General features: G+C 33.3%; 20 protein-coding genes and 1 tRNA gene. 13 read left to right on the forward strand and 8 right to left on the reverse strand.

From position 1 onward, the window contains the following. Positions 1 to 273: 273 nt before the first annotated feature. The 6 genes from DL91_RS00160 to DL91_RS00185 form a co-directional block, all read right to left on the reverse strand. Positions 274 to 966, reverse strand: a complete 693-nt coding sequence (locus DL91_RS00160) for a TOBE domain-containing protein (protein ID WP_048189715.1) — start codon at positions 964 to 966, stop codon at positions 274 to 276. Positions 967 to 1,446: 480 nt separating this feature from the next. Next, the gene (locus DL91_RS00165) at positions 1,447 to 3,144 is read right to left on the reverse strand and encodes a DUF128 domain-containing protein (protein ID WP_048189716.1); all 1,698 of its coding nucleotides are present in this window, start codon (positions 3,142 to 3,144) and stop codon (positions 1,447 to 1,449) included. Positions 3,145 to 3,314: 170 nt separating this feature from the next. Continuing rightward, entirely contained in the window at positions 3,315 to 4,643 is a 1,329-nt protein-coding gene (gene glnA / locus DL91_RS00170; RefSeq protein ID WP_048189717.1) for a type I glutamate--ammonia ligase, read from the reverse strand. A gap of 316 nt (positions 4,644 to 4,959) precedes the next feature. Next, positions 4,960 to 5,712 (reverse strand): HesA/MoeB/ThiF family protein, encoded by a 753-nt coding sequence (locus DL91_RS00175; protein ID WP_048189718.1) that lies wholly within the window; start codon positions 5,710 to 5,712, stop codon positions 4,960 to 4,962. A 222-nt stretch (positions 5,713 to 5,934) separates the two neighbouring features. Beyond that, positions 5,935 to 6,044, reverse strand: a tRNA-Met gene (locus DL91_RS00180). A gap of 112 nt (positions 6,045 to 6,156) precedes the next feature. Beyond that, positions 6,157 to 6,534: an HPP family protein gene (locus DL91_RS00185; protein WP_048189719.1), complete on the reverse strand. Its 378-nt coding sequence runs from the start codon at positions 6,532 to 6,534 to the stop codon at positions 6,157 to 6,159. 400 nt (positions 6,535 to 6,934) lie between these two features. Between DL91_RS00185 and thiC the strand changes: the two genes are divergently transcribed. The 8 genes from thiC to afpA all read left to right on the forward strand — a co-directional run bounded on the left by thiC (position 6,935) and on the right by afpA (position 14,532). Continuing rightward, complete coding sequence (gene thiC / locus DL91_RS00190) at positions 6,935 to 8,206, forward strand: phosphomethylpyrimidine synthase (RefSeq protein WP_048189720.1); 1,272 nt, start codon at positions 6,935 to 6,937, stop codon at positions 8,204 to 8,206. A 160-nt stretch (positions 8,207 to 8,366) separates the two neighbouring features. After that, complete coding sequence (locus DL91_RS00195; RefSeq protein ID WP_048189721.1) at positions 8,367 to 8,594, forward strand: TIGR04165 family Cys-rich peptide; 228 nt, start codon at positions 8,367 to 8,369, stop codon at positions 8,592 to 8,594. Positions 8,595 to 8,769: 175 nt separating this feature from the next. Further along, on the forward strand, positions 8,770 to 9,048 hold the full coding sequence (locus DL91_RS00200) for a glutaredoxin family protein (RefSeq protein WP_048192249.1): 279 nt from the start codon (positions 8,770 to 8,772) through the stop codon (positions 9,046 to 9,048). Further along, positions 9,045 to 9,554 carry a ferredoxin-thioredoxin reductase catalytic domain-containing protein gene (locus tag DL91_RS00205; RefSeq protein WP_048189722.1) on the forward strand — a complete coding sequence of 170 codons (510 nt, stop codon included), beginning with the start codon at positions 9,045 to 9,047 and terminating at the stop codon, positions 9,552 to 9,554. Before DL91_RS00200 ends, DL91_RS00205 begins: the two co-directional genes overlap by 4 nt. Before the next feature lie 301 nt (positions 9,555 to 9,855). Then, positions 9,856 to 11,523 (forward strand): ATP-dependent DNA ligase, encoded by a 1,668-nt coding sequence (locus DL91_RS00210; RefSeq protein WP_048192250.1) that lies wholly within the window; start codon positions 9,856 to 9,858, stop codon positions 11,521 to 11,523. Positions 11,524 to 11,632: 109 nt separating this feature from the next. Continuing rightward, positions 11,633 to 12,025: an OB-fold nucleic acid binding domain-containing protein gene (locus DL91_RS00215; RefSeq protein WP_048189723.1), complete on the forward strand. Its 393-nt coding sequence runs from the start codon at positions 11,633 to 11,635 to the stop codon at positions 12,023 to 12,025. A gap of 205 nt (positions 12,026 to 12,230) precedes the next feature. Then, positions 12,231 to 13,586 (forward strand): phosphoglucosamine mutase, encoded by a 1,356-nt coding sequence (glmM, locus tag DL91_RS00220; protein ID WP_197050569.1) that lies wholly within the window; start codon positions 12,231 to 12,233, stop codon positions 13,584 to 13,586. Between the two features lie 373 nt (positions 13,587 to 13,959). Further along, positions 13,960 to 14,532, forward strand: coding sequence for an archaeoflavoprotein AfpA (gene afpA, locus DL91_RS00225; protein WP_048189724.1), 573 nt, complete (start codon positions 13,960 to 13,962; stop codon positions 14,530 to 14,532). Here afpA and DL91_RS00230 read toward each other — a convergent pair. Both DL91_RS00230 and DL91_RS00235 read right to left on the reverse strand, forming a co-directional pair. Continuing rightward, complete coding sequence (locus tag DL91_RS00230; RefSeq protein WP_048189725.1) at positions 14,529 to 14,852, reverse strand: hypothetical protein; 324 nt, start codon at positions 14,850 to 14,852, stop codon at positions 14,529 to 14,531. The two genes, afpA and DL91_RS00230, sit on opposite strands and share 4 nt — an antisense overlap. Positions 14,853 to 15,001: 149 nt before the next feature. Next, the gene (locus tag DL91_RS00235) at positions 15,002 to 15,490 is read right to left on the reverse strand and encodes an adenosine-specific kinase (protein WP_156095862.1); all 489 of its coding nucleotides are present in this window, start codon (positions 15,488 to 15,490) and stop codon (positions 15,002 to 15,004) included. 262 nt (positions 15,491 to 15,752) lie between these two features. Between DL91_RS00235 and DL91_RS00240 the strand changes: the two genes are divergently transcribed. The 5 genes from DL91_RS00240 (at position 15,753) to DL91_RS00260 (ending at position 20,997) form a co-directional block, all read left to right on the forward strand. Then, positions 15,753 to 16,307, forward strand: coding sequence for a helix-turn-helix domain-containing protein (locus DL91_RS00240; protein WP_048189726.1), 555 nt, complete (start codon positions 15,753 to 15,755; stop codon positions 16,305 to 16,307). An 80-nt stretch (positions 16,308 to 16,387) separates the two neighbouring features. After that, on the forward strand, positions 16,388 to 18,064 hold the full coding sequence (locus DL91_RS00245; protein WP_048189727.1) for an AMP-binding protein: 1,677 nt from the start codon (positions 16,388 to 16,390) through the stop codon (positions 18,062 to 18,064). A gap of 144 nt (positions 18,065 to 18,208) precedes the next feature. Continuing rightward, positions 18,209 to 18,523 (forward strand): ferredoxin family protein, encoded by a 315-nt coding sequence (locus DL91_RS00250; protein WP_048192257.1) that lies wholly within the window; start codon positions 18,209 to 18,211, stop codon positions 18,521 to 18,523. Further along, positions 18,484 to 19,542: a 3-methyl-2-oxobutanoate dehydrogenase subunit VorB gene (locus DL91_RS00255; RefSeq protein WP_048189728.1), complete on the forward strand. Its 1,059-nt coding sequence runs from the start codon at positions 18,484 to 18,486 to the stop codon at positions 19,540 to 19,542. Before DL91_RS00250 ends, DL91_RS00255 begins: the two co-directional genes overlap by 40 nt. After that, positions 19,543 to 20,997 carry a 2-oxoacid:acceptor oxidoreductase family protein gene (locus tag DL91_RS00260; protein WP_048189729.1) on the forward strand — a complete coding sequence of 485 codons (1,455 nt, stop codon included), beginning with the start codon at positions 19,543 to 19,545 and terminating at the stop codon, positions 20,995 to 20,997. Positions 20,998 to 21,178: the final 181 nt, after the last annotated feature.

The following is a 21,178-nucleotide window of genomic DNA, read 5'->3' on the forward strand; positions in this document are numbered from 1 at the left end:
TCATGAATTTTAATTAAATATTCATTATTAATAAAAATTAATAATATACAAAATGATATTATTTGTTAATTATTAATTATCTAACACTTTCTAAAGAATTCTCGGATAGGATCCTCATGAATCAGTGATTTTTTAATGAAATAATTGGATTTAAATGCAATTATCTTTTACTTGTGTGATAACATTAATTCCATATGAACAATTATATTAGGTTGAATCTTAACAAGAAACCGATTCGAGAGCCATTTCCCCAACTATTAATGTTTCTTAATTTTAAATTTTAACCATCGATATTGCAGCAGCCTTAAAACCTATAAAAACATTTTTACCTAATGTAAGATTGAGCTGCTCTCGGGCATACTCAGTTACATCTACAAAAAAATTAACTTCACCTAAATTTACATTTAACCTTATCAAATTGTTTTTAAGTTTCATACTGGTTATTTTGCCTTTAAAAATATTTCGAACACTTGATTCTTGAGGTTCTAACATTATAAATATATCTTCCGGGCTAATTAAAACTAAAACTCTGTCTCCAATATTAAAATTCCCTCTAAGTGGAAGAATTACTTTTTCGTTATTTAGTTTTATGTAAGCTATTTTATTTTTTTCATCAACATCCAAAATTTTACTTTCAATTTCATTAACATCTTCATGCATCTTTAAAATACTCTCAACTTTCCTATATTCCTTAAGAATAAATTTACCTTCATTAGTTAGTTTACTTTCTCCTCCACCACCTTTCCCCCCTCTTTTTGTGGAGACAATTGTAGCATCTATATCTTTTTCAAGATTTTCAATATATTTCAAAGAGCTTCTATAAGGTATTTCCACTTTCTTAGAAGCTTTCATAATCGAACCACATTCATCAATATATTTTAAAAGCTTAAATTTCTTATTATTCAATAACATTATCTTATCATCAAATTTCAATCGGTATTGCGGCCCATCTTTTGATCCATGCATTTTAGACCTCCATGATGTAATGGTATATCTTAAAACTTAATATACATATACCATTTTATCAATTTTTTTATCTTTTAAAATAATATTTCAAAATAATTATTTTAATCAGTAATAATCGATGGAATAAAATTTTTTCTAAAAAAAATAATTAAAGAGTGAATTTATTTAAATATTGGTTATAAATGAACTAACTTCAATATTCAGTTTATACCACAATAACATTTGATAACCTTCTTAACATCGTTTACAATTTTTTCGTATGTAATTTAATTCTCGAAAAATGAATCGATTAAATTTAAGTCGATAGGTAGTATCCATTCTCTGTTCAAAGATCTTGAGTGAATAAACATTACATTCTCCATTTTGATAATACTGAAGATGAAGAGATAACCATAGGATGGTCGAAGATAATATCAAATGCAAGACACTAAAAGTCTGAGGCACGATTTAGATAATTAATTTAATTTTAATAATATTTATTCAAAACTCTTCCATATCGGACACTTTCATCAAAGTTTCAACGGCCTTAGGTTCTACATCCATGCCATGTTCTTTTAATGCAGCAATAGGATTTAAACCTCCAGGTGCAACTATTCCAACATGATATCTTTCAACCTTTGCATTATAAACTAATTCGCTTGGTTTTCCAATCTTTAAAACTGAAAAACCCGCATCTTGAACTTCTTCAAGTACATCAACAGCTGATGGCCGTGCTATATAAGGGATCTCCCTTAAACTTGCTAGAACTCTTCCTGAACCTTTTATAGCGTCTAAAACAGAAGTCATTCCCTTTGCAATATAAATTTCATGAGGATCTAATGAAGAACCGCTGTATGCTGTAAGTTCTATGAACCTAGGTTTTTTACCATCTGATTCGAGTATTCCCCCATACTGAGGTGTGGTTGATACTCCATTTTTTACCAAAATACCATCGAGAGTAAGACTACACACAGTTGCTATTCCAGTTTGACCAGCTTCTTTTCCAGGTATTATCTTGAAATATTTACTGGTACAATATTGAGGACCTGTATTCATGACCTCTTCAAAAATGTCTAGTGCATCATCAAGTTCGTCTGTCTTAATGTATGATAAGTTGCTTATAACGTTTCCAGAGTGTGTTTCAAGGTCAAAATCCACCTGATATATTAGATTCCAAGCTTTGGAAAGTAGAAATTTCACCTTTCCATGAATTTCAGGGCCTGTATTTTTTAGAATGGGTTTAGGTTTAACTAAGCTTTGCATTTCTCCGAATTCTATAGTATTTTCGGCTAGTTTAATATTAACATCAAATCCTGCTTCTTTTGCTGCACAAAGTGGTGCTATTCCGCCAATAACAGCTATTCCGACCATATTATCATCAACTGGTATTCCGAGCACAGATTCTCCTTCATTACCTATTTTGAGTAATCCTATTATTCCTAACTTTTGAAGATTTTCAAAAATCTTAACCGCATTTTTCCTTGCACTTTTTGGTATAAGCCTGAAGTTGGCAGGTATAATACCATTTCCATTATCAATAACCTCTAGAACTGATGTCATATTCTTGTCAGTAAATGCTTCAAGTGGAGTCATAGAAGTCTTCTTGTAAGAAATAAGTTCGGTAAACCTAGTAGGAATATAATCCTCAACATTAACTATGCCTCCATATTTAGGAATAACTGGAATTCCCTTACCCAGAAGCATGCCGTCAATGGTGGTTCCACAGACAGTTTCAAGTTTTACTTCGCCACCTTCCTTTGGAATAGTGTCTAGAAACTTTACATAAGGACTTACAGCAATCCCCTTTTTAAATACAGATTTCAGAATTTCCATCACATTTTTTTCGTATTTAAATGATGAAGTGTTCACAATAACCTTTCCAGTTCCATCTGAAGGATTTAATGTAGTTTGGTATATCATGTCTTCAAACTTCGAGAAAATAAAATCTACCTGATCATAAATTAGGCCTTTTTCAAGTTCTTTAAGGCCCTTATTAGTTATTTGTCTTCCAGCATACCCTATACGTTCTGTAAATCCTTTTTCATCGAGGATACGCATGTGATATCTTACTGCCCTCTCTCCGAGGTCATAACCTTTTTTTTTCAGTTCTTCTGCAATTGTCTTTGCTCCGAGAACTACTTCTCGATCAGCAAGAATACGCAGAATTTCCATCATTTTACGATCGGTTTCTTGTGGCATTTATTCACCAGATAATGTTACTTTAAGATATATTCTCTTCATAATAGTGATTTTATCATTTATCTGCTTTTTTATTGAATATTTTCTTTAAAATACTTTTGTAATAAGTTTTTAAGAAATTCAACTTTTTTATTACTTTGATTTTAAAAAAATAAAAAAAGAAGGTAGATTTAGATCATCAAGTATCTGTTGAGTTCGTATGGGAATACTTGTATCCTGTAATCATCCCATTCTTTCCTCTTGATATCCATGAACTGGTTGTAAACATGGTCTCCAAGGGAGGATTTTACAACATCATCATTTTCTAATGCATGATATGCTTCCCATAGGCTTGAAGGTAAAGTTTCAATACCCTTACTCTCAAGTCCTGCAGCGTCAAGTTTGAACACATCTATCTCGGTAGCAGCTCCAGGATCCATTTTATTATTGATACCATCCATTCCTGCTTCTAACATTGCTGCAAATGCAAGGTATGGATTACATGAAGGATCTGGGCATCTGAATTCTACCCTTGTACCGTTACCACGGGATGCCGGGATCCTTACAAGTGTTGACCTATTTTTAAGTCCGTAGGCTATGTAACAAGGTGCTTCGTAACCTGGTACTAATCTTTTGTATGAGTTTACAGTTGGTGCAACTATTGCTGAGAGTGCCTTTGAATGATTGAGTAATCCTCCAATAAAGTATCTTGCTTCTTGAGAGAGTTCATCCTGACCATCAGGGTCGTAGAAGATGTTTTTACCATTTTTGAATAGACTTTGGTGGACATGCATACCGCTACCATTTACTCCGAAGAACGGTTTTGGCATGAAAGTAACCATGTATCCTAGATTATCAACGATGGCTTTTATAGCCTGTTTGAATGTTATTACAGCGTCTGCTGTTTTCATTGCATCGTCGAATTTGAAATCTATCTCATGCTGACCTGGACCTACTTCGTGGTGACTTACTTCAACATCAAAGTGAAGTGATTCTAATCCTAAAACTAGTTCCCTTCTAACGTCTGTTCCCTGGTCAACTGGTTCAACATCGAAGTAAACACCATCGTCATGAGGGATGATATTTCCATCTCCATCTTCTCCAATGATGAAAAATTCAGGTTCTGGACCAACATTGTATTCATATCCTTTGGACTCTACTTTTGCTAGTGCTTTTTTAAGCACATTCCTTGGATCACCTTCAAATGGGGTTCCGTCTGGCCAATAGATATCACATATAAATCTGCAAACACCCTTTTCTTCAGGTCTCCATGGTAGAGTTGAGAATGTATCTGGGTCGGGTTTTATTATCAGATCGCTGGAATTAATGTCAACGAATCCTTCTATGGATGAACCATCAAACAATAATCCGTCTTTAAGTATATCTTCAATGTCTCCGGGTTTAGCCAATGGGACTGCCATGTTTTTTGGGGTTCCATGTATATCCACAAATTGTAACCTAACAAATTTTGTGCCGCATCTTTCGATGTCTTGAACAACCTTTCCTACTTTATCTTGCATAGATCTAATACCTCCATGAAATAAATATCATGATCTTTTATACCGGAAAGATGTTTCCTTTTACTGGTATATAAATGTTTTGAAGGGATTATGAAGATCAAATATTCTAGATTTTAGAGGTTACTCAGGATAAATGATAAAAGTAGGCTAAATAAAAGCTAAAACTGTGATAAATAGGATAACGAGTTTAATCATTTTAGACTTTTTTAATAGAGTATATTTATATTATTTAGATTTCTCATAAATTTTTAATTGGAATTATTATGATCAAACAAAAAAACAATTACTGTATAATGATTAGAATTTTTGTAATCAATTAGAATTTTATTACTGAAAATGGGTTTTTTTTCATTAGATCAAAAATCAAAACATCAGGTGCAGTTATTACATTTCCTCTGTTAGTTAAAATTTTAATAACCTCAAATGACTGAATGCAACCAACTATATTGGGTATTGGCCCAATTACGGGAGGAACAGCTCTAGTGAGCTTTTTTAATTCGTTTAATACTTCTGAATTTAGATCTTTTTGATACGACGTTAATTTGAAAGTTTCTTCATAAGAAGGTGTTTCCGTGGTAAAAGTAGTAATTTGTCCCATAGTGCCATGAATAGCACCATGAACAAATGGTATATCTAATTCTAATGCGCACCTGGACGTTATAATCCTAGATTCAAGGTTATCGAGCGCATCAACAATAACTTTGCTACCTGCAATGATCTCGCTGACATTATCCTTATTCAATTCAGTGTCAAAGGTTTCGACATTAACAAATGAGTTTATTGAACATATTATTTCCTTAGTAACTGCAGTTTTTTCCCTACCAACACTATCCATGCTGCTCATGAGCTGTCTGTTAATGTTAGAAACATCGAATTTGTCTTTATCAACTATTCTAATATTAGATACACCCATCCGGGCTAACATCTCAATCGCAGCTCCGCCGATGCCTCCACAGCCAATAACTGTTATTGTAGAATTTTTAAGCTTTAATTGTTCTTTTTTGTTCAGAATTTCCTTTTGTCGATCTATCATTTCCCAATATATTCTTTCATCGTAATTTCCTGACATTTTGCACCTTCTAAAGCAGAATCTATTACAATAATATCATCCATTTGATTCATATAATTTATAATATTAAATAATCATCGAAACAAAAAATTTGTTTAATTATTATTCTCTTTGTTGAGATAAAAATTGTTATTTAGAAAAGCAAAAAAGAATTTGAAACAATATAAAAAAGAATAAATTTAGTCTCTGGAATATTATTGGAGGCCATAAAATTATGTGAAGTGCCGGGGGCGGGATTCGAACCCGCGGCCTCACGGTATCCCAGGAAAAAGTCAGAGCACGTGCTTAATACCCTATGAGCCGTGCGCTCTAACCAGCTGAGCCACCCCGGCATGGCTTATATGCTGTTAGGTATCATCTCACTTAAACCTTTCTATAGAACAGAATTTAATACAAAATTATTTTATCAAATTAAATGAAATAATTATTGATATCTCAGATCTATCAGTCAATACCTGCTAGTGCGCGTATTAAACTGCTCTGGGTAATAAGGCCTACTAAATTCCCATCATCTACCACAGGAATTCTCTGATAACCTTTGTCAGCCATTATTTTAGTTACTTCAATTATAGGTGTATCTTTCTCTGCAACCATTAGATCCTTACTCATCAAGTCCTCTACTTTAAGCACTAATGCTTCGCCTCCTGCTAGAAGAACATCTCTATGTGTTATCATCCCAACAAGTTTTCCTTCATCCACGACGGGTAATCCTCCAACGTTACACCGCATCATTTTGAGTTTTGCAGCTGCAACCAAGTCATTTCGCGAGGTAACAAAGATATCTTCAATCATGATATCCTTTGTCAATAGCTTTTTTATCATACATTTATTCTATTCATCTCGATATTTAAAATATTATATTTCAAAAAATAAACTCATGCTGAATTTTTAAATCTTAATATAGTTATTATTTTATTTGAATCGCATTTTGGAGGTTAAATTTATCCAAAAATAGAAAAATATATGAATATAACGATTAAAAATACTATAAAAACATTTGTTTGGTTATGATCTATTATAAGTTCTTGCAAGATTTAATTTTAATTAAATGATCACACTTATGAAATGGAACAAATAGATATAGGAATTTAAGCATATCATTAATAAATTACCGCCTTTGAATACTAAATTTGAAGTGTCTTGGCAGAAAAATTGAAAATTATCAGTTATATTAAAAATTTAATAATACATTTTTTTAATGGATTTATATGGGGTATGAAAAGTGACTCAGATGCAAGAGGCCCGAAAAGGCATTATAACAGATGAAATTAAATCAGTAGCAGAAATGGAATGTATTGATGCCCATAGAATTGTTAAAGGTTTAGCAAATGGACGTATTGTAATTCCAAAAAATATAGGGAGTAAAAGCAGACCTTTAGGTATAGGAAAAGGCCTTAAAACCAAGATAAATGCTAACGTAGGATCTTCTTCAGAACTTGAAAAAGTTGAATGGGAAGTTAAAAAGGCCAAAGCAGCAGTTAAATATGGTGCAGATACGATAATGGACTTAAGTACAGGACCAGAATATGAAAAAGTCATGAAATCCATCATGAAATCTGTAGAAGTACCAATAGGAACAGTTCCAATTTATGAGGCAGGTATTACAGCTTCAAAAATAAAAGGGGCTGTTATAGATATGGATGAAGATGATATGTTCGGTGCGATAGAAAATCAGGCAAAAGCTGGTGTTGATTTTGTAACTGTACACTGTGGTATAACAAAGGATCTTATATCTAAGGTTAAAGATTCAAACAGGATAATGGGTATAGTAAGCAGAGGAGGTTCTTTTTTAGCTGCATGGATACTTAAAAACCAAGAAGAGAATCCACTCTACAAAAATTATGATTATTTATTAGAAATAGTTGAAGAATACGATGTTACATTAAGTTTGGGGGATGGACTTCGCCCAGGGTGTTTGCATGATGCATCTGATTTGTCACAAATACAAGAACTTGTTAATCTAGGAGAATTAGTTGGTAGGGCCAGGGAAAAAGGAGTTCAGGTAATGGTTGAGGGTCCAGGTCATGTTCCAATCAATCAGATAACTGCCAATGTAGAGATCCAAAAAACTGTTTGTAAGGAAGCCCCATTCTATGTTTTGGGCCCTCTTGTTACCGATTTGGCACCAGGATATGATCATATCACTTCAGCTATCGGCGGAGCAATTGCTGCTTCAGCAGGTGCGGATTTTTTGTGTTATGTTACTCCTGCCGAGCATCTTGCAATACCTAACATTGAAGATGTAAAAGATGGCGTTATAGCTTCTAAAATAGCAGCAGAAGCAGCTGATGTTGCTAAGGGTATAAATGGTGCATGGGAAAAGGAAGTTGAAATGGCAACTGCAAGGAAAAACTTCGACTGGCAAAAACAATTTGAATTAGCATTCGATAATGAAAAACCAAAAAAATGTAGAGCTCGTAAACAAACATCTGAAGATATGTGTACTATGTGTGGTGAATTTTGTGCTTTAAGACTTGTTAGAGACAATATTTAAATTTATTTTATTTCTACGGACTATCCAATTGATTAGAACTCGGAACTAACTTTTTTATAAGAAAAATATCGTTTGTAACATGCCAAACTATTTATATGATTTCAAACAATTAATTATTAAATTAAAATATTGAAAACGAATATAAATGGAGTTTAATTTCATGAAAGCTGAACAATTAAATCAAAAATGTCCTGAATGTGGATGTACGGATAAAGATATATCCCGAAAAAGAAACACCGGAACTAATGATGAAGCATTTTACATACCACATATACCTCAGGGAACAATAGGAGTAATTCGCTGTAGTGAATGTCGACATATATTTGAATACTGTACAGATGAAGAATGTCTTGTTGAAATTAAAAAAATAGATTTTAACAAGAAGTAGATTTTCTTCAAAATTTTACAACCATAGTTTTTTTCTTAAATAAGTTATTAGTGATTAATACTATCTTAAACACATTCTAAATCTTTTTTAACTAAATATTTTAAAATTTTAAATAGTGGTTGATTACATAAAAAAAGAATAAGAAATAATTCTAATGCCAAGGGAGGCTAAAGAAATGATCATGCAACACGTTGAAGGTCAGGATAAAGGGAAATTAGTTCTTTTTGCTTTAAGTACATGTGGATGGTGTAAAAAAACCCGAGCATTAATTGAAGATCTTAATGTAGATTATGAATATGTTTACGTTGATCTACTTAATGGCAAAGAAAGAGAAGAAGTCGTAGAAATGGTAAAAAAATGGAATCCCCAAGTTTCATTTCCAACTCTAATAATAAACGACTCTAAAACCATAATTGGATTTAAAGAAGACGAAATAAAGGAGGCAATTGAATGAGTGGCTCCAATGAGCCCTCAGACAATGATGTTGATTTATACTACCTTAAAGTAAAAGAAGAAGCAGAATCATCAGGATATATTCTAAACAATGATATTGAATTTACAAAAGGGCTTTTAAAGAGCATTCTAATAAATAATGCACGTTATGGTTATGGGGCATGTCCTTGTAGGTTAGCTTTAGGTGAAAGAAATGATGATTTGGATATCATCTGCCCTTGTGATTATAGGGATCCTGATTTAAATGAATATGGGGCTTGCTATTGTGCACTTTATATTTCCAATGAAATCTTAACTGGAAAGAAAAAAGTACAGTCCATACCCGAGAGAAGGCCATCATTTGAAGACAGAGAAAAAATTAAGGAAGAAAAAGAAGTTCAAATAACTGGACTATCAAAGCCAGTTTGGCGCTGTAAAGTCTGTGGATACCTTTGTGCAAGAGATAAACCACCTGAAACATGTCCAATTTGCAAAGTTTCCAGTGACAGATTCGAAAAGTTCATATAATCTTAAATAATTTCTTTTTTGAATTTATAATATATTAATTTCTTTATTCAAAGGGATAAAAAAATTATTAATTCGGGTTTTTTTTATTTTTATTATTTATGATACATTAGTTATTCACTAAACCAAGGTAAAAATCAAAACTATTAAATTTTGAACTTAGTAAGAGTATATTGAATAGAGTTATATCAAATTTAAAAATTATATTGTAAATAAGATATTTTATTGCAAAAATATGTTTAGATTAATCTAAGTTAATTAATTTGAAGTTGAGGTTTTTGACATGATGAAAGCGGAAGTTGGAATGAGTTACAATAGAATAGTAGATGTTTATGAAGCTTTGGATTCCACAACAAAGAGGCTTGAGAAGACTTCCATACTTGGAGATTTTTTTGCAGACATAGGTGAAAAAAATCCTAAACTACTCCCGGTAGTAACATTGCTAGCATTGGGTAGGGTATTTCCAACTTGGAGCGAAGAAGAACTTGGAATAGGTACAAAACTCTTAATGAAGGCCATTGCTTTTGTAGTAGGGGTGAAACCTGAAGATGTTGAGGATATGCAACGAGATGCAGGGGATATTGGGCAGGCAGCTCAAAACCTTTTCATGAAAAAAAAGCAATCAACTCTCTTTTCAAGATCCCTTACAATTGAAAAGGTACACAGCAATTTGATTAAGATTGCTAATATATCGGGTAGCAAGGCACAGTCAAAGAAATTGGAAATTCTAAGGGAACTTTTATCTTCTGCTTCACCTACAGAAGCCAAATATATCACCAGAACTGTAATAGAAGAACTTCGTGTGGGTGTTGGTGAAGGAACTATTAGAGATGCACTTGCTCAGGCTTTCGATGTAGACAAAGGAATTGTTGAAAGGGCGCATATGCTCACCAATGATCTGGGTCTGGTTGCTGAGGTATCAAAAGAAGAAGGGGTCCAAGGACTTCAAAAACTCACTTTATTACCTGGAAAACCTGTGAAACCCATGCTTGCTCAGCTTTCTCCTGGCATTTCTAAAAGTATTCTTGAAATGGGATGGGCTCTATGCGAGACCAAATATGATGGAATAAGAGTTCAAATTCATAGATTAGGTAACGAAATTAATATTTTCACTAGAAGATTAGAAAATATTAGTAAAGCAGTGCCAGAAATAGTAGAATACATTAGAAAATCTCTTCCTTCCAAGAATTTTATTGTTGAGGGCGAGATAATAGTTACTAAGGATGGAAAACCTATTTCTTTCCAGTACATTCTCCAAAGGGTACGTAGGAAATATGATATTGAAAGGATGAGGGATGAGGTGCCTCTTAAACTCTATTTATTTGATGTATTATATTATGATCGGCCATTAATAGATGTTCCATTTGAGAAAAGAAGAGAGGTTCTAGAATCCATTGTAACAGTTAGTGGAGATAGGATACAACTCAGTAGAAATGTTAAGGTTACTCCAGAATCTTTACAAGATGCAGAAGATCTTTTCAATGAATCTATAAAAGCAGGTCATGAAGGTATAATGATAAAAGACCCCCATGCACCATACATGCCCGGAATTCGAGGTAAAAAGATGCTTAAATTTAAAGCTGAACCTGAGACCTTGGATCTTGTAATTGTAGGAGGCAGTTATGGTAGGGGTAAAAGAGCCCACCTAATTGGTTCTTATCTTCTTGCAGCCAGAGATGAAAATAATGAACTAAAAACATTGGCCTATGCAGCAACAGGATTAGACGATCAAACATTATTGGAACTTTCTACACTAACAGAACCTCTAATAACAAGTAAAATAGGTAGACAAGTTAAAATAGCCCCTCATATCATTCTTGAAATAGCTTACAGTGAAATAGTTAAAAGTCCGGAATATGAAAGTGGTTATTCCCTACGTTTCCCTGTTGTAAAAAGGATAAGGGATGATCTGAGTATTGATGATATAGATACAGTTGAAAGAATTGATTCTATGTTCAAAGGTCCTGATTGAAGTCGATTTCTTTAGTTATGGATTTCTTTTTAATTTTTTTGTGAAAATTTAAATCATTTTTCGTATTAATTTTTATATTATCAGTAATAAAAATTATCATACTGATACTATGAAAGATCGTTATATGTTCAAAATCGCACTTGCAACTGCAATCATAGGGATAGTTGGCATGATGATTTTTGCAGGACAGATAACACCTAAACATCCAAATATAAATGAAATTGATCCTGGAATGCTTGACGAAGAAATTACGATTGAAGGAGTAGTGGATAATATCAAAGAATCTCCTAAAAGTCAAACATATTTTTTGGAAGTAACAGATAATACTGGAAAAATTAACGTGGTTATTTTTAAAAGAAATGCTAAGGATATTGAAAATAATAATCTAACTATTTTTCAACTTAATAAAAGAAGAATAAAACTTTTAGGTACAGTTACAGAATATAATGGTAGAATGGAACTGATATTAAAGGATGCAAAGTCAATTGAAATCATTGCATAAGTTGAATTTATTATCTTAAATTGATAAGATAAGTGAGAACTTCAAAATATTTTTGTATCATATTAAGTTAAAATCTAAAATTCATATTCCTGGATTTAACTTGTTGAATGAATTGAATCAAAACAATAAAATTAATACTATAAATTTTAATATATTATGTTTCATACCTTTAACAAAAGAAATTATAAAATTTGGAGTTATTTTCATGACGATAAAACGATTATTTGGAACATTTGGGGTTAGAAGAATTGCAAATCAGGAATTAACACCAGAATTTGCATCAAAACTTGCAGCAGCATATGGTTCACTTGTAAAGGGTACAGTTGCTGTTGGCGGAGATCCGAGAACATCTACAGAAATGATAAAACATTCTGTTATTGCAGGATTATTATCTTCCGGTTGTGATGTTGTTGATCTAGGAATATTACCAACTCCTACTGTTCAGTTTGCAGTCAGAAATTATTATGATGGGGGAGTAATGATAACAGCATCTCATAATCCTCCAAAATACAACGGGTTGAAGTTTGTTGATTCTGATGGAATTGGAATCCCTGAGGATATGGAGAAAAGTATTGAAGATATGTTCTTTAATGAAAATCCTGAAAGGGTTTCTTGGAATGAAATTGGAGAAGTATTTGCTAACCCAGGTATTATAGATGAATACGTTAATAACGTTTTTAACCGTGTTAATCAGGACTTAATAAAAAACGCCAAATTGAAAGTTATTGTTGATTGTGGAAGTGGAGCAGCATGTTTCACGACACCTTATCTTCTACGAAAGCTTGGTTGTGAAGTAACTACTATGAATTGTCAACCTGATGGGTTTTTCCCTGGAAGAAATCCAGAACCTACAGCTGAAAACTTGGAAGAACTCAGAAAAGTTGTGAAATCAACAAAGGCTGACTTGGGAATTGCTCATGATGGGGATGCAGATCGTACAATATGTATCGATGAGAATGGAGATTTTGTTTTTGGTGACAAAACATTTGCATTAGTTGAAAAGGATATGCTTAAAGAAAATGGCGGAGGAATAATTGTAACAACTGTTGCAACATCCGCTGCAATATATGATATTGCAAAAGAGTACGGGGGCGAGGTTATTGCTACAAGAGTTGGTGATCTTATTGTTGCAAGAGAATTAAAGGATATGGATGGTTTATTTGGTGGGGAAGAAAATGGTGGTTTAATATTCCCTGATTTTGTTTATGGTAGAGATGCAGCATTATCAACAGCAAAAATAGTTGAAATAATGGCAAAAGAAGACAAACCCCTTTCAGAGTTAATAAGAGAACTTCCAAGTTACAGTTCAGCTAAGCTCAAGATTGAATGTCCTGATAATTTTAAAGTTGAAGTCATGGAAAAAATTGCAGATGCAACATTGGAGTATGAGGTAGATACAACAGATGGAGTAAAGATATTGACAGATGAGGGATGGGTTATTATAAGACCTTCAGGGACTGAACCAATATTCCGATGTTTTGCAGAAGCTGAAAACGAGAACGATGCAAAAAAAATGGCTGAATGGGGAATCTCACTCGTTAAAGAAAATATGAAACAATAATTTAAAATACCCATTTTTTTTGTAACTATTTAATATATAACTTTCAAAAAATTCAATCTTTGTAAAACCCGTAAAACTCTGAACAGTAGGCACACATGGGATATTTTTCATATTTATAATGACTTGCATCGTCTTTGTTCATATCGAATTTTTGAAGACAGAAATAGCAAGTCTCTATTTTTCCTCCATTTTCACATTCACATTTATAATTATTTTGTTCTTCTATTTTAACACCCCTATAGTGATTTGGATATTTATTTAGGATATTTTACTTTTTAATAATTTATGTATACAATCACTTTTTCTTATACTTTACAAGTTGGTTATCTAAGTTCAGAAAAAAATTTTACCTTGAAACAACAAAATTATAACTATGATAGTCAAGGGAAAAAGAAGGAAAGTTGCATGGGGCATAACTGGAAGTGGCGAAAAGATTATGGAAACTGTAGAGATTATGGAAAAAATGAAAAAGAAGTACAGAAAAATCTATGATATTAGAGTTTTCATTTCCAAAGCCGGTGATCAAGTTTTAAAATATTATAATCTTTCAAATACATTGGAAACAATTTTTGATAAAACTTGGACGGAAATAAATGCAAATGCACCTTTTTTAGCTGGACAAATTCAACTTGGGAGTTATGAATTTCTCTTGGTAGCACCAGCAACCTCTAACACAGTAGCAAAGATATCACTAAGGATAGCTGACACATTACTTACAAATGCGGCTATAATGGGTCAGAAAACATCGACACCTATCTATATTATGCCAACAGACTTTAGAGAGGGAAGTGTAATTACACAGCTACCTAATGGAAAAGATCTAGAATTAAAAATTACTCATGAAGATGCTGAACACGTTGAAAAACTATCTAAAATGCCCAACACCTTCGTTTTTGAACATCCCAATGAAATACCTTCTATATTTGAGAAGCATTCTGGCAATTAAACAGTTGTTGATAAAAACTGCAAAGTCACACTTAGATTGAACAGTCCATCATCGTTAGCAGTCATGTCAGAAATTCCTCTGAAGTAGTGGTCAACATCTCCTGCACCTGCGATATTCAATGCTAACGGTTCAACTTCGTCAATTCCTTTGAAAAAATTACCAATATCTATTATTTCGGCTTCAGATCCTTTAAAATTTACTACAACACTGCCTCCAGTCCGTGACTGTATTGTAACATGTTGATCATCTACTTCTAGTTTTTCTTCACTTTTTTTTGTATTTGCTCTATTTTTTATGAATACTATATTGGATTTTTCCATCTTTAATCACCTATACCTAGCTAATAGAAGTTTTTTAAAACAAATCAATAGTTATATATTAGACAGGGCAGTATAAACTTTTTTTTATTTGAAATGTTTATATCACTATTTACTTTAAAAAGGATAATAAAATAATCAAAAGGGTTTTATTAGAACTTGTAGCCTATTTCTCTTAAGAATTTTTTCCTGAATATTATATCATCTTCAGTTTCAATTCCGACCGGTTTAAAACCATCAATAACTCCAATTATTCCTCTTCCTTGTTCTGTTTCTGCGATAAGTATCTCAATTGGATTTGCAGTAGCACAAAATAGGTTTACAACTTCGGGAACACTTTTTATTCGTTGTAACACATTAATGGGAAATGCATTTTTTAGAAATATTAAAAATGAATGTCCACATCCAATTTCTAGCATCTTTTCTCCGGCAAGTTCTGATAATTCGTCACTATTACCTTCAATTCTTACAAGACAGTCTCCAGATGCTTCACTAAATGCTATTCCAAATTTTGCACCAGGCACTGTATTAAATATGGCTTCATACAAATCTTCAATTGTTTTTATGAAATGACTTTGTCCCAATATTATATTACAATCTTCTGGAGCTTCCAATTTAACTACTTTTATTTGCATGTCCATAAAAAACCTCCATTTTTGTTATAATGAATTTTATAGTCTTCATAATTATTCAATTTATCTAACTTTCAATAATTTTAATTGGATTGGTTGAAATCATTTTCAAAAATTACTTTAAATTTAGGAGCGATCATTATATATAACAGAATTTTAAATAAATTGTCATTAACAATCATTATAAATATTTTAGAGTTTGAAAATTTCTAGCTTTTAATAAAATCAAACTAAAAAGTGTCCATGTTTTTAATTTATGAGAGGTTTCAACATGAAAGAGAAAATGAAAGAAATTGCTCAACGTGTTTCAGAGTTAAGGGAACTTTCTGATATTGGTATAGATGAAATGGCAAACCAATTGAATGTTCCTGTTGAAACTTATATGGGTTACGAAGAAGGAAAAAATGATATATCTGCAAGTGTACTTTACGAAATAGCCCAGAAATTGAATGTGGATATGGGGCTACTGCTCACTGGAGAAGAAACTAGAATGCATATATTCGCAGTTACTAGGAAAGGTAAAGGTGTGAGAGTTGAAAGAAGAAAAGAGTACAAATACGAGAACCTCGCTGAAAAATTCATACATAAGAAAGCCGAACCATTCATAGTATCTGTTAAACCAAAGACCCAATTAGGAAAACCTTTAACCAACTCACATCCAGGCCAAGAATTCAACTATGTTATCGAAGGAACCTTGAAAATTTACATACACGATAATGAAATTGTTCTAGAAAAGGGCGATTCAATATTCTTCGATTCATCTTATGAACATGCAATGGAAGCACTAAATGATAAAAAAGCTAAATTTTTAGCTATAATTCTTTAAAACAACCAGATATATATTATAATCAGAGAAAATTAAAAATAAACTGTAAGTTTGGGAGATAGTGTTAAAGGGGTATTACAATGTCATCGTTACTAAATAAATTCGTTCCAAAAATGGAATTCGATTCATATCAAGATTTTGAAAAGAACTTTAAGATAGAAGTTCCTGAAAAATTTAACTTCGCATACGACGTAGTTGATGAGTATGCTGAGAAGGATCCTGAAAAGATTGCAATGGTCTGGTGTGATGACAATTCAGAAAAAATTTTTACATTCAAGGAAATGAAAACCTACAGTGATAAGGCTGCAAATCTTTTTAAAAACTATGGTATTGCCAAGGGCGATACAGTTATGCTTACATTAAAGAGTAGATACGAATTTTGGTTTTGTCTGCTGGCACTTAATAAGATAGGTGCAATACCTATCCCCGCAACGCATATGCTCAAGTCAAAGGATATTGTTTACAGAATTAAAAGTGCAGATATAAAGATGATGGTTTGTATAGCTGAGGACCAAGTTCCTGAATGTGTTGACAAGGCAGAAAAGGCTATTGGCGATAGAAAACTGATCAAATCAGTTGTTGGTGGGAAAGAGAGACCAGGATGGATAAATTTCAGGGAAGAACTTGAAAATACTTCAGAAGAATTTAAACGTCCCACAGGAAAAAATTCAACATCAAATGAAGATGCATCAGTTGTTTATTTTTCATCAGGAACAACAGGGCTTCCAAAAATGATACTCCACGATTTCACCTATCCGCTAGGGCATATAATAACCGCTAAGTACTGGCAGAATGTTGTTGATAATGGGCTTCATTACACAGTAGCAGACACTGGCTGGGCCAAATGTTTATGGGGAAAAATATATGGACAGTGGATAGCAGGAAGTGCAGTATTTGTTTATGATTATGAACGTTTCGACGCTGCTCAAATGCTTGAAAAAGCATCAAAACATGGTGTGACCACATTTTGTGCGCCTCCGACTATTTACAGGTTTTTAATCAAGGAAGACCTTTCAAACTATGATTTTTCAACCTTAAAATACGCAGTAACTGCGGGTGAACCATTAAATCCCGAAGTTTATAATAAATTCTATGAATTTACAGGTTTAAGATTAATGGAGGGATTTGGGCAAACGGAAACAGTGGTGAGTATAGCCAATTTCCCATGGATGGATCCCAGACCAGGTTCAATGGGAAAACCTTCCCCTGGATACGATATGCTGTTAATGGACAAACATGGTAAGATATGTGATATTGGTGAAGAGGGCGAACTAGTTGTTAAAACAATTGATAAAAAACCCCCTGGTCTCTTTGGAGGATATTATAAGGATAAAGTCAAAACTGACCAAGCATGGCACGATGGATATTATCATACAGGAGACACAGCTTGGAAAGATGAGGACGGATATTTATGGTTTGTTGGAAGGAATGATGATATCATTAAAAGTTCTGGTTACCGTATAGGTCCCTTTGAGGTTGAAAGTGCAGTTATATCCCATCCTTCAGTACTTGAATGTGCAATAACAGGTGTTCCACATCCTGTAAGGGGCCAAGTTGTTAAAGCTACCATTGTATTGGCCAAAGGTTATGAACCTTCTGAAGAGCTTAAGAAAGAAATTCAAAATCATGTAAAAAGTGTTACAGCTCCTTATAAATATCCTAGAGTAATTGAATTCGTTGATGAGCTTCCTAAAACTATAAGTGGAAAAATAAGACGTATAGACATAAGGGAAAAAGACAAAGAGGAACAAAATTAACACTATTAATTGGATGTGACAATAACACCAGGTAATAGGATTAAATGAGTATTAATTTTATTATTAAATGTGATTGAGCATTTAAAAATTTTATAAATGTAATTTATAAATTATTATATATACAAATCAAGAAAGATTGATATTATGTCTGAAAAAAAGGATAAAAAGGAACCATATCCTGTAATAAACACTTTAGAGTGTAAAGAATGTGAGAGATGTATTTTAGCATGTAGAAAGGGCGTTCTAAAGATAAGTAGTTCCCTGAATGAAAGAGGATATCATTATGTTGAATACACTGGTGAAGGATGTACAGGTTGTGGAGACTGCTATTACACCTGTCCAGAACCTTTAGCAATTGAAGTACATATACCTAAGCGATCTAAAGATAAAAAGAAGAAAAAAAATGAGGAGGAAACTGAATGGCAACACAGCTCATTAAAGGAAACACAGCCGTTGTAATAGGGGCTATGTATGCGGGATGCGATTGTTACTTTGGATATCCAATTACCCCAGCCACAGAAGTCCTCCATGAAGCATCCAAATATTTTCCTATGACTGGAAGAAAATTTGTTCAAGCCGAATCAGAAGAAGCCGCTATAAACATGGTTTATGGTGCGTCGGCAGCAGGTCACAGGGTTATGACAGCATCATCAGGTCCGGGTATAAGCCTTAAACAGGAAGGAATGTCTTTTCTAGCAGGAGCTGAATTACCATGTGTTCTTGTGGACATAATGCGGGCTGGACCAGGTTTGGGTAATATTGGACCGGAACAGGCAGATTATACACAGCTCGTGAAGGGTGGAGGACATGGTAACTATAGAAACATAGTTTTAGCACCTAACTCTGTTCAAGAAATGTGTGATTTTACAATGAAAGCATTCGAACTTGCAGATAAATACAGAAACCCCGTGGTTGTACTGGCAGATGGAGTATTGGGTCAAATGGTTGAGCCTTTACAATTCCCTGAAAATGCTTTTAAACCCTCTATAAACACATCATGGGCTGTTTGTGGGAATAAAGAAACAAAAAGTAATTTAGTTACATCTATATTCCTAGATTTTGACCAGCTTGAAGATTTTAACTTTAATTTACAGAATAAATATAGAATTATAAAGGAAAATGAAGTTGAATTTGAAGAATTTGCAATGGAAGATGCTGAAATAATTCTAGTTGCATATGGGATAAGCAGTAGAATAGCTAGATCAGCTGTTGAACAGGCAAGGAAACATGGGATAAAAGTTGGATTATTCAGACCAAAAACACTCTTTCCATTTCCTGAAAAAGCTCTAAAAAAGATAGCAGAAGAAAGGGAATGCAAATTCATATCTGTTGAAATGAGCAACGGGCAGATGATGGAAGACATAATCTTGGCAATAGGTTGCAGTAGACCAGTAGAATTAATCAATAGAATGGGCGGAAATCTTGTGGATGTAGAAAATATAACCAAAAAGGTAATAGAAATTGCTGGAGGTAAATAAATGTCAAACAAGATTGAAGATCCCACAGAAAAGATTTTAAGAAAACCAAAATCTATTCTCGATGAATTTCCCCGTAAAGGTGGAAGTGCACCTACAGCAACTCATTATTGTCCGGGATGCGGACATGGAATTCTTCACAAACTTATTGGAGAGGCAGTTGACGAGTTAAATATCCAGGATAGAATGGTAATGACTAGTCCGGTGGGATGTGCTGTTTTTGCCTATTACTACTTTGATTGTGGCCATGTACAAGTTGCACATGGAAGGGCACCTGCAGTTGGAACAGGAATATCACGAGCAGAAGACAATGCAATTGTGATATTGTATCAAGGAGACGGGGATCTTGCTTCAATAGGATTAAATGAAACTATTCAAGCTGCCAATCGAGGAGAAAAAATGGCTGTTTTCTTTATAAATAATACAGTGTATGGAATGACTGGTGGTCAAATGGCACCTACAACACTTGTTGGTGAAGTCACAGTAACCTGTCAAGAAGGAAGAGACCCTAGATTCACAGGATACCCACTGCACATGAGTGAACTTTTAAACAACCTCAAAGCACCTGTTTTCATTGAAAGGGCTTCACTTTCAGATCCTTCACATATAAGAAAAGCTAAAAAGGCGGTTAAAAAAGCACTTGAAATTCAGAGAGATGGCAAGGGTTATGCATTTGTTGAACTTTTATCACCTTGCCCAACCAATCTAAGACAAGATGCAGAGGGTGCAGAAAAATTTTTGAATGAAAAAATGGAGGTTGAATTTCCATTAGTTAATTTCAGGGATAGAACATCCGAGGTTGAACCTTTATGTAGAGGTAAAAGTGTTTTTTCAAAGGAATTACTGGATAATATATTTGAAGTTGATAGTGGAAGTTCAATGGAACCATTGGATGATCCTGACTTTGAAACAAAGGTTATCAAAATATCCGGATTTGGAGGACAGGGTGTTTTAAGTATGGGCCTCATAATTGCCCGAGCTGCATGCAAAGCACGCCGTTATGTTTCATGGTACCCTTCATATGGTCCAGAACAGCGAGGAGGAACATCAAACTGCACAGTAATAATATCTGGGGAAATAATTGGTTCTCCAGTAGTGCACAATCCGGATATATTGGTAGCACTTAATAAACCTTCTCTTGAAGAATTTGCACCAAGGGTTAAAAATGGTGGTACTATACTCTATGATTCGAAAATTGGAGAATTCATTACTCAAGAAAATATCAAGGCTATTGGAGTTCCTGCAATGAAAATAGCAAAGGAAAAAGGAGTTGGAAAGGCTGCTAATACTGCGATGCTGGGTGTTTTAATGGCGATTTCAAAGGAACTTTCTGAGGAAGTTTTCAAGGATGCTGTAAAACAGGCTTTTGCAAAAAAACCTAAATTAATTCCTGTTAATCTGGATATATTGGAATCAGGTTCAAAATGGGCTCATAAAAATTTAGAAATTGATAAATAGGGATTGGAATATATTTTCATCCTATTTTTTTTAATAGTACTGAATCTGATGCTTATTTATTTTTATTTATTATTTTTAAAGTCAAAATGGATTGAAACTTTTGTTTGATGTCTAAATTTGTTTCAAAGTATATCTGAATTTGTAATATATTCATAAAACTAATATAACTGATTAAAAATGA

It is taken from the genome of Methanobacterium sp. SMA-27 (assembly GCF_000744455.1).
In the GTDB taxonomy this organism is placed as follows: Archaea; Methanobacteriota; Methanobacteria; order Methanobacteriales; family Methanobacteriaceae; genus Methanobacterium_B.

Excerpts from the sequence above, each read along its gene's own strand:
- afpA (WP_048189724.1), top strand. The coding sequence starts at position 13,960 with ATGATAGTCAAGGGAAAAAGAAGGAAAGTTGCATGGGGCATAACTGGA.
- DL91_RS00215 (WP_048189723.1), top strand. The coding sequence starts at position 11,633 with ATGAAAGATCGTTATATGTTCAAAATCGCACTTGCAACTGCAATCATA.
- DL91_RS00165 (WP_048189716.1), bottom strand. The coding sequence starts at position 3,144 with ATGCCACAAGAAACCGATCGTAAAATGATGGAAATTCTGCGTATTCTT.
- DL91_RS00245 (WP_048189727.1), top strand. The coding sequence starts at position 16,388 with ATGTCATCGTTACTAAATAAATTCGTTCCAAAAATGGAATTCGATTCA.
- DL91_RS00200 (WP_048192249.1), top strand. The coding sequence starts at position 8,770 with ATGATCATGCAACACGTTGAAGGTCAGGATAAAGGGAAATTAGTTCTT.
- DL91_RS00210 (WP_048192250.1), top strand. The coding sequence starts at position 9,856 with ATGAGTTACAATAGAATAGTAGATGTTTATGAAGCTTTGGATTCCACA.
- DL91_RS00160 (WP_048189715.1), bottom strand. The coding sequence starts at position 966 with ATGCATGGATCAAAAGATGGGCCGCAATACCGATTGAAATTTGATGAT.
- DL91_RS00235 (WP_156095862.1), bottom strand. The coding sequence starts at position 15,490 with ATGGACATGCAAATAAAAGTAGTTAAATTGGAAGCTCCAGAAGATTGT.
- DL91_RS00230 (WP_048189725.1), bottom strand. The coding sequence starts at position 14,852 with ATGGAAAAATCCAATATAGTATTCATAAAAAATAGAGCAAATACAAAA.
- DL91_RS00195 (WP_048189721.1), top strand. The coding sequence starts at position 8,367 with ATGAAAGCTGAACAATTAAATCAAAAATGTCCTGAATGTGGATGTACG.
- DL91_RS00255 (WP_048189728.1), top strand. The coding sequence starts at position 18,484 with ATGGCAACACAGCTCATTAAAGGAAACACAGCCGTTGTAATAGGGGCT.
- DL91_RS00240 (WP_048189726.1), top strand. The coding sequence starts at position 15,753 with ATGAAAGAGAAAATGAAAGAAATTGCTCAACGTGTTTCAGAGTTAAGG.
- DL91_RS00260 (WP_048189729.1), top strand. The coding sequence starts at position 19,543 with ATGTCAAACAAGATTGAAGATCCCACAGAAAAGATTTTAAGAAAACCA.
- glnA (WP_048189717.1), bottom strand. The coding sequence starts at position 4,643 with ATGCAAGATAAAGTAGGAAAGGTTGTTCAAGACATCGAAAGATGCGGC.
- DL91_RS00175 (WP_048189718.1), bottom strand. The coding sequence starts at position 5,712 with ATGTCAGGAAATTACGATGAAAGAATATATTGGGAAATGATAGATCGA.
- DL91_RS00250 (WP_048192257.1), top strand. The coding sequence starts at position 18,209 with ATGTCTGAAAAAAAGGATAAAAAGGAACCATATCCTGTAATAAACACT.
- DL91_RS00185 (WP_048189719.1), bottom strand. The coding sequence starts at position 6,534 with ATGATAAAAAAGCTATTGACAAAGGATATCATGATTGAAGATATCTTT.
- DL91_RS00205 (WP_048189722.1), top strand. The coding sequence starts at position 9,045 with ATGAGTGGCTCCAATGAGCCCTCAGACAATGATGTTGATTTATACTAC.
- glmM (WP_197050569.1), top strand. The coding sequence starts at position 12,231 with ATGACGATAAAACGATTATTTGGAACATTTGGGGTTAGAAGAATTGCA.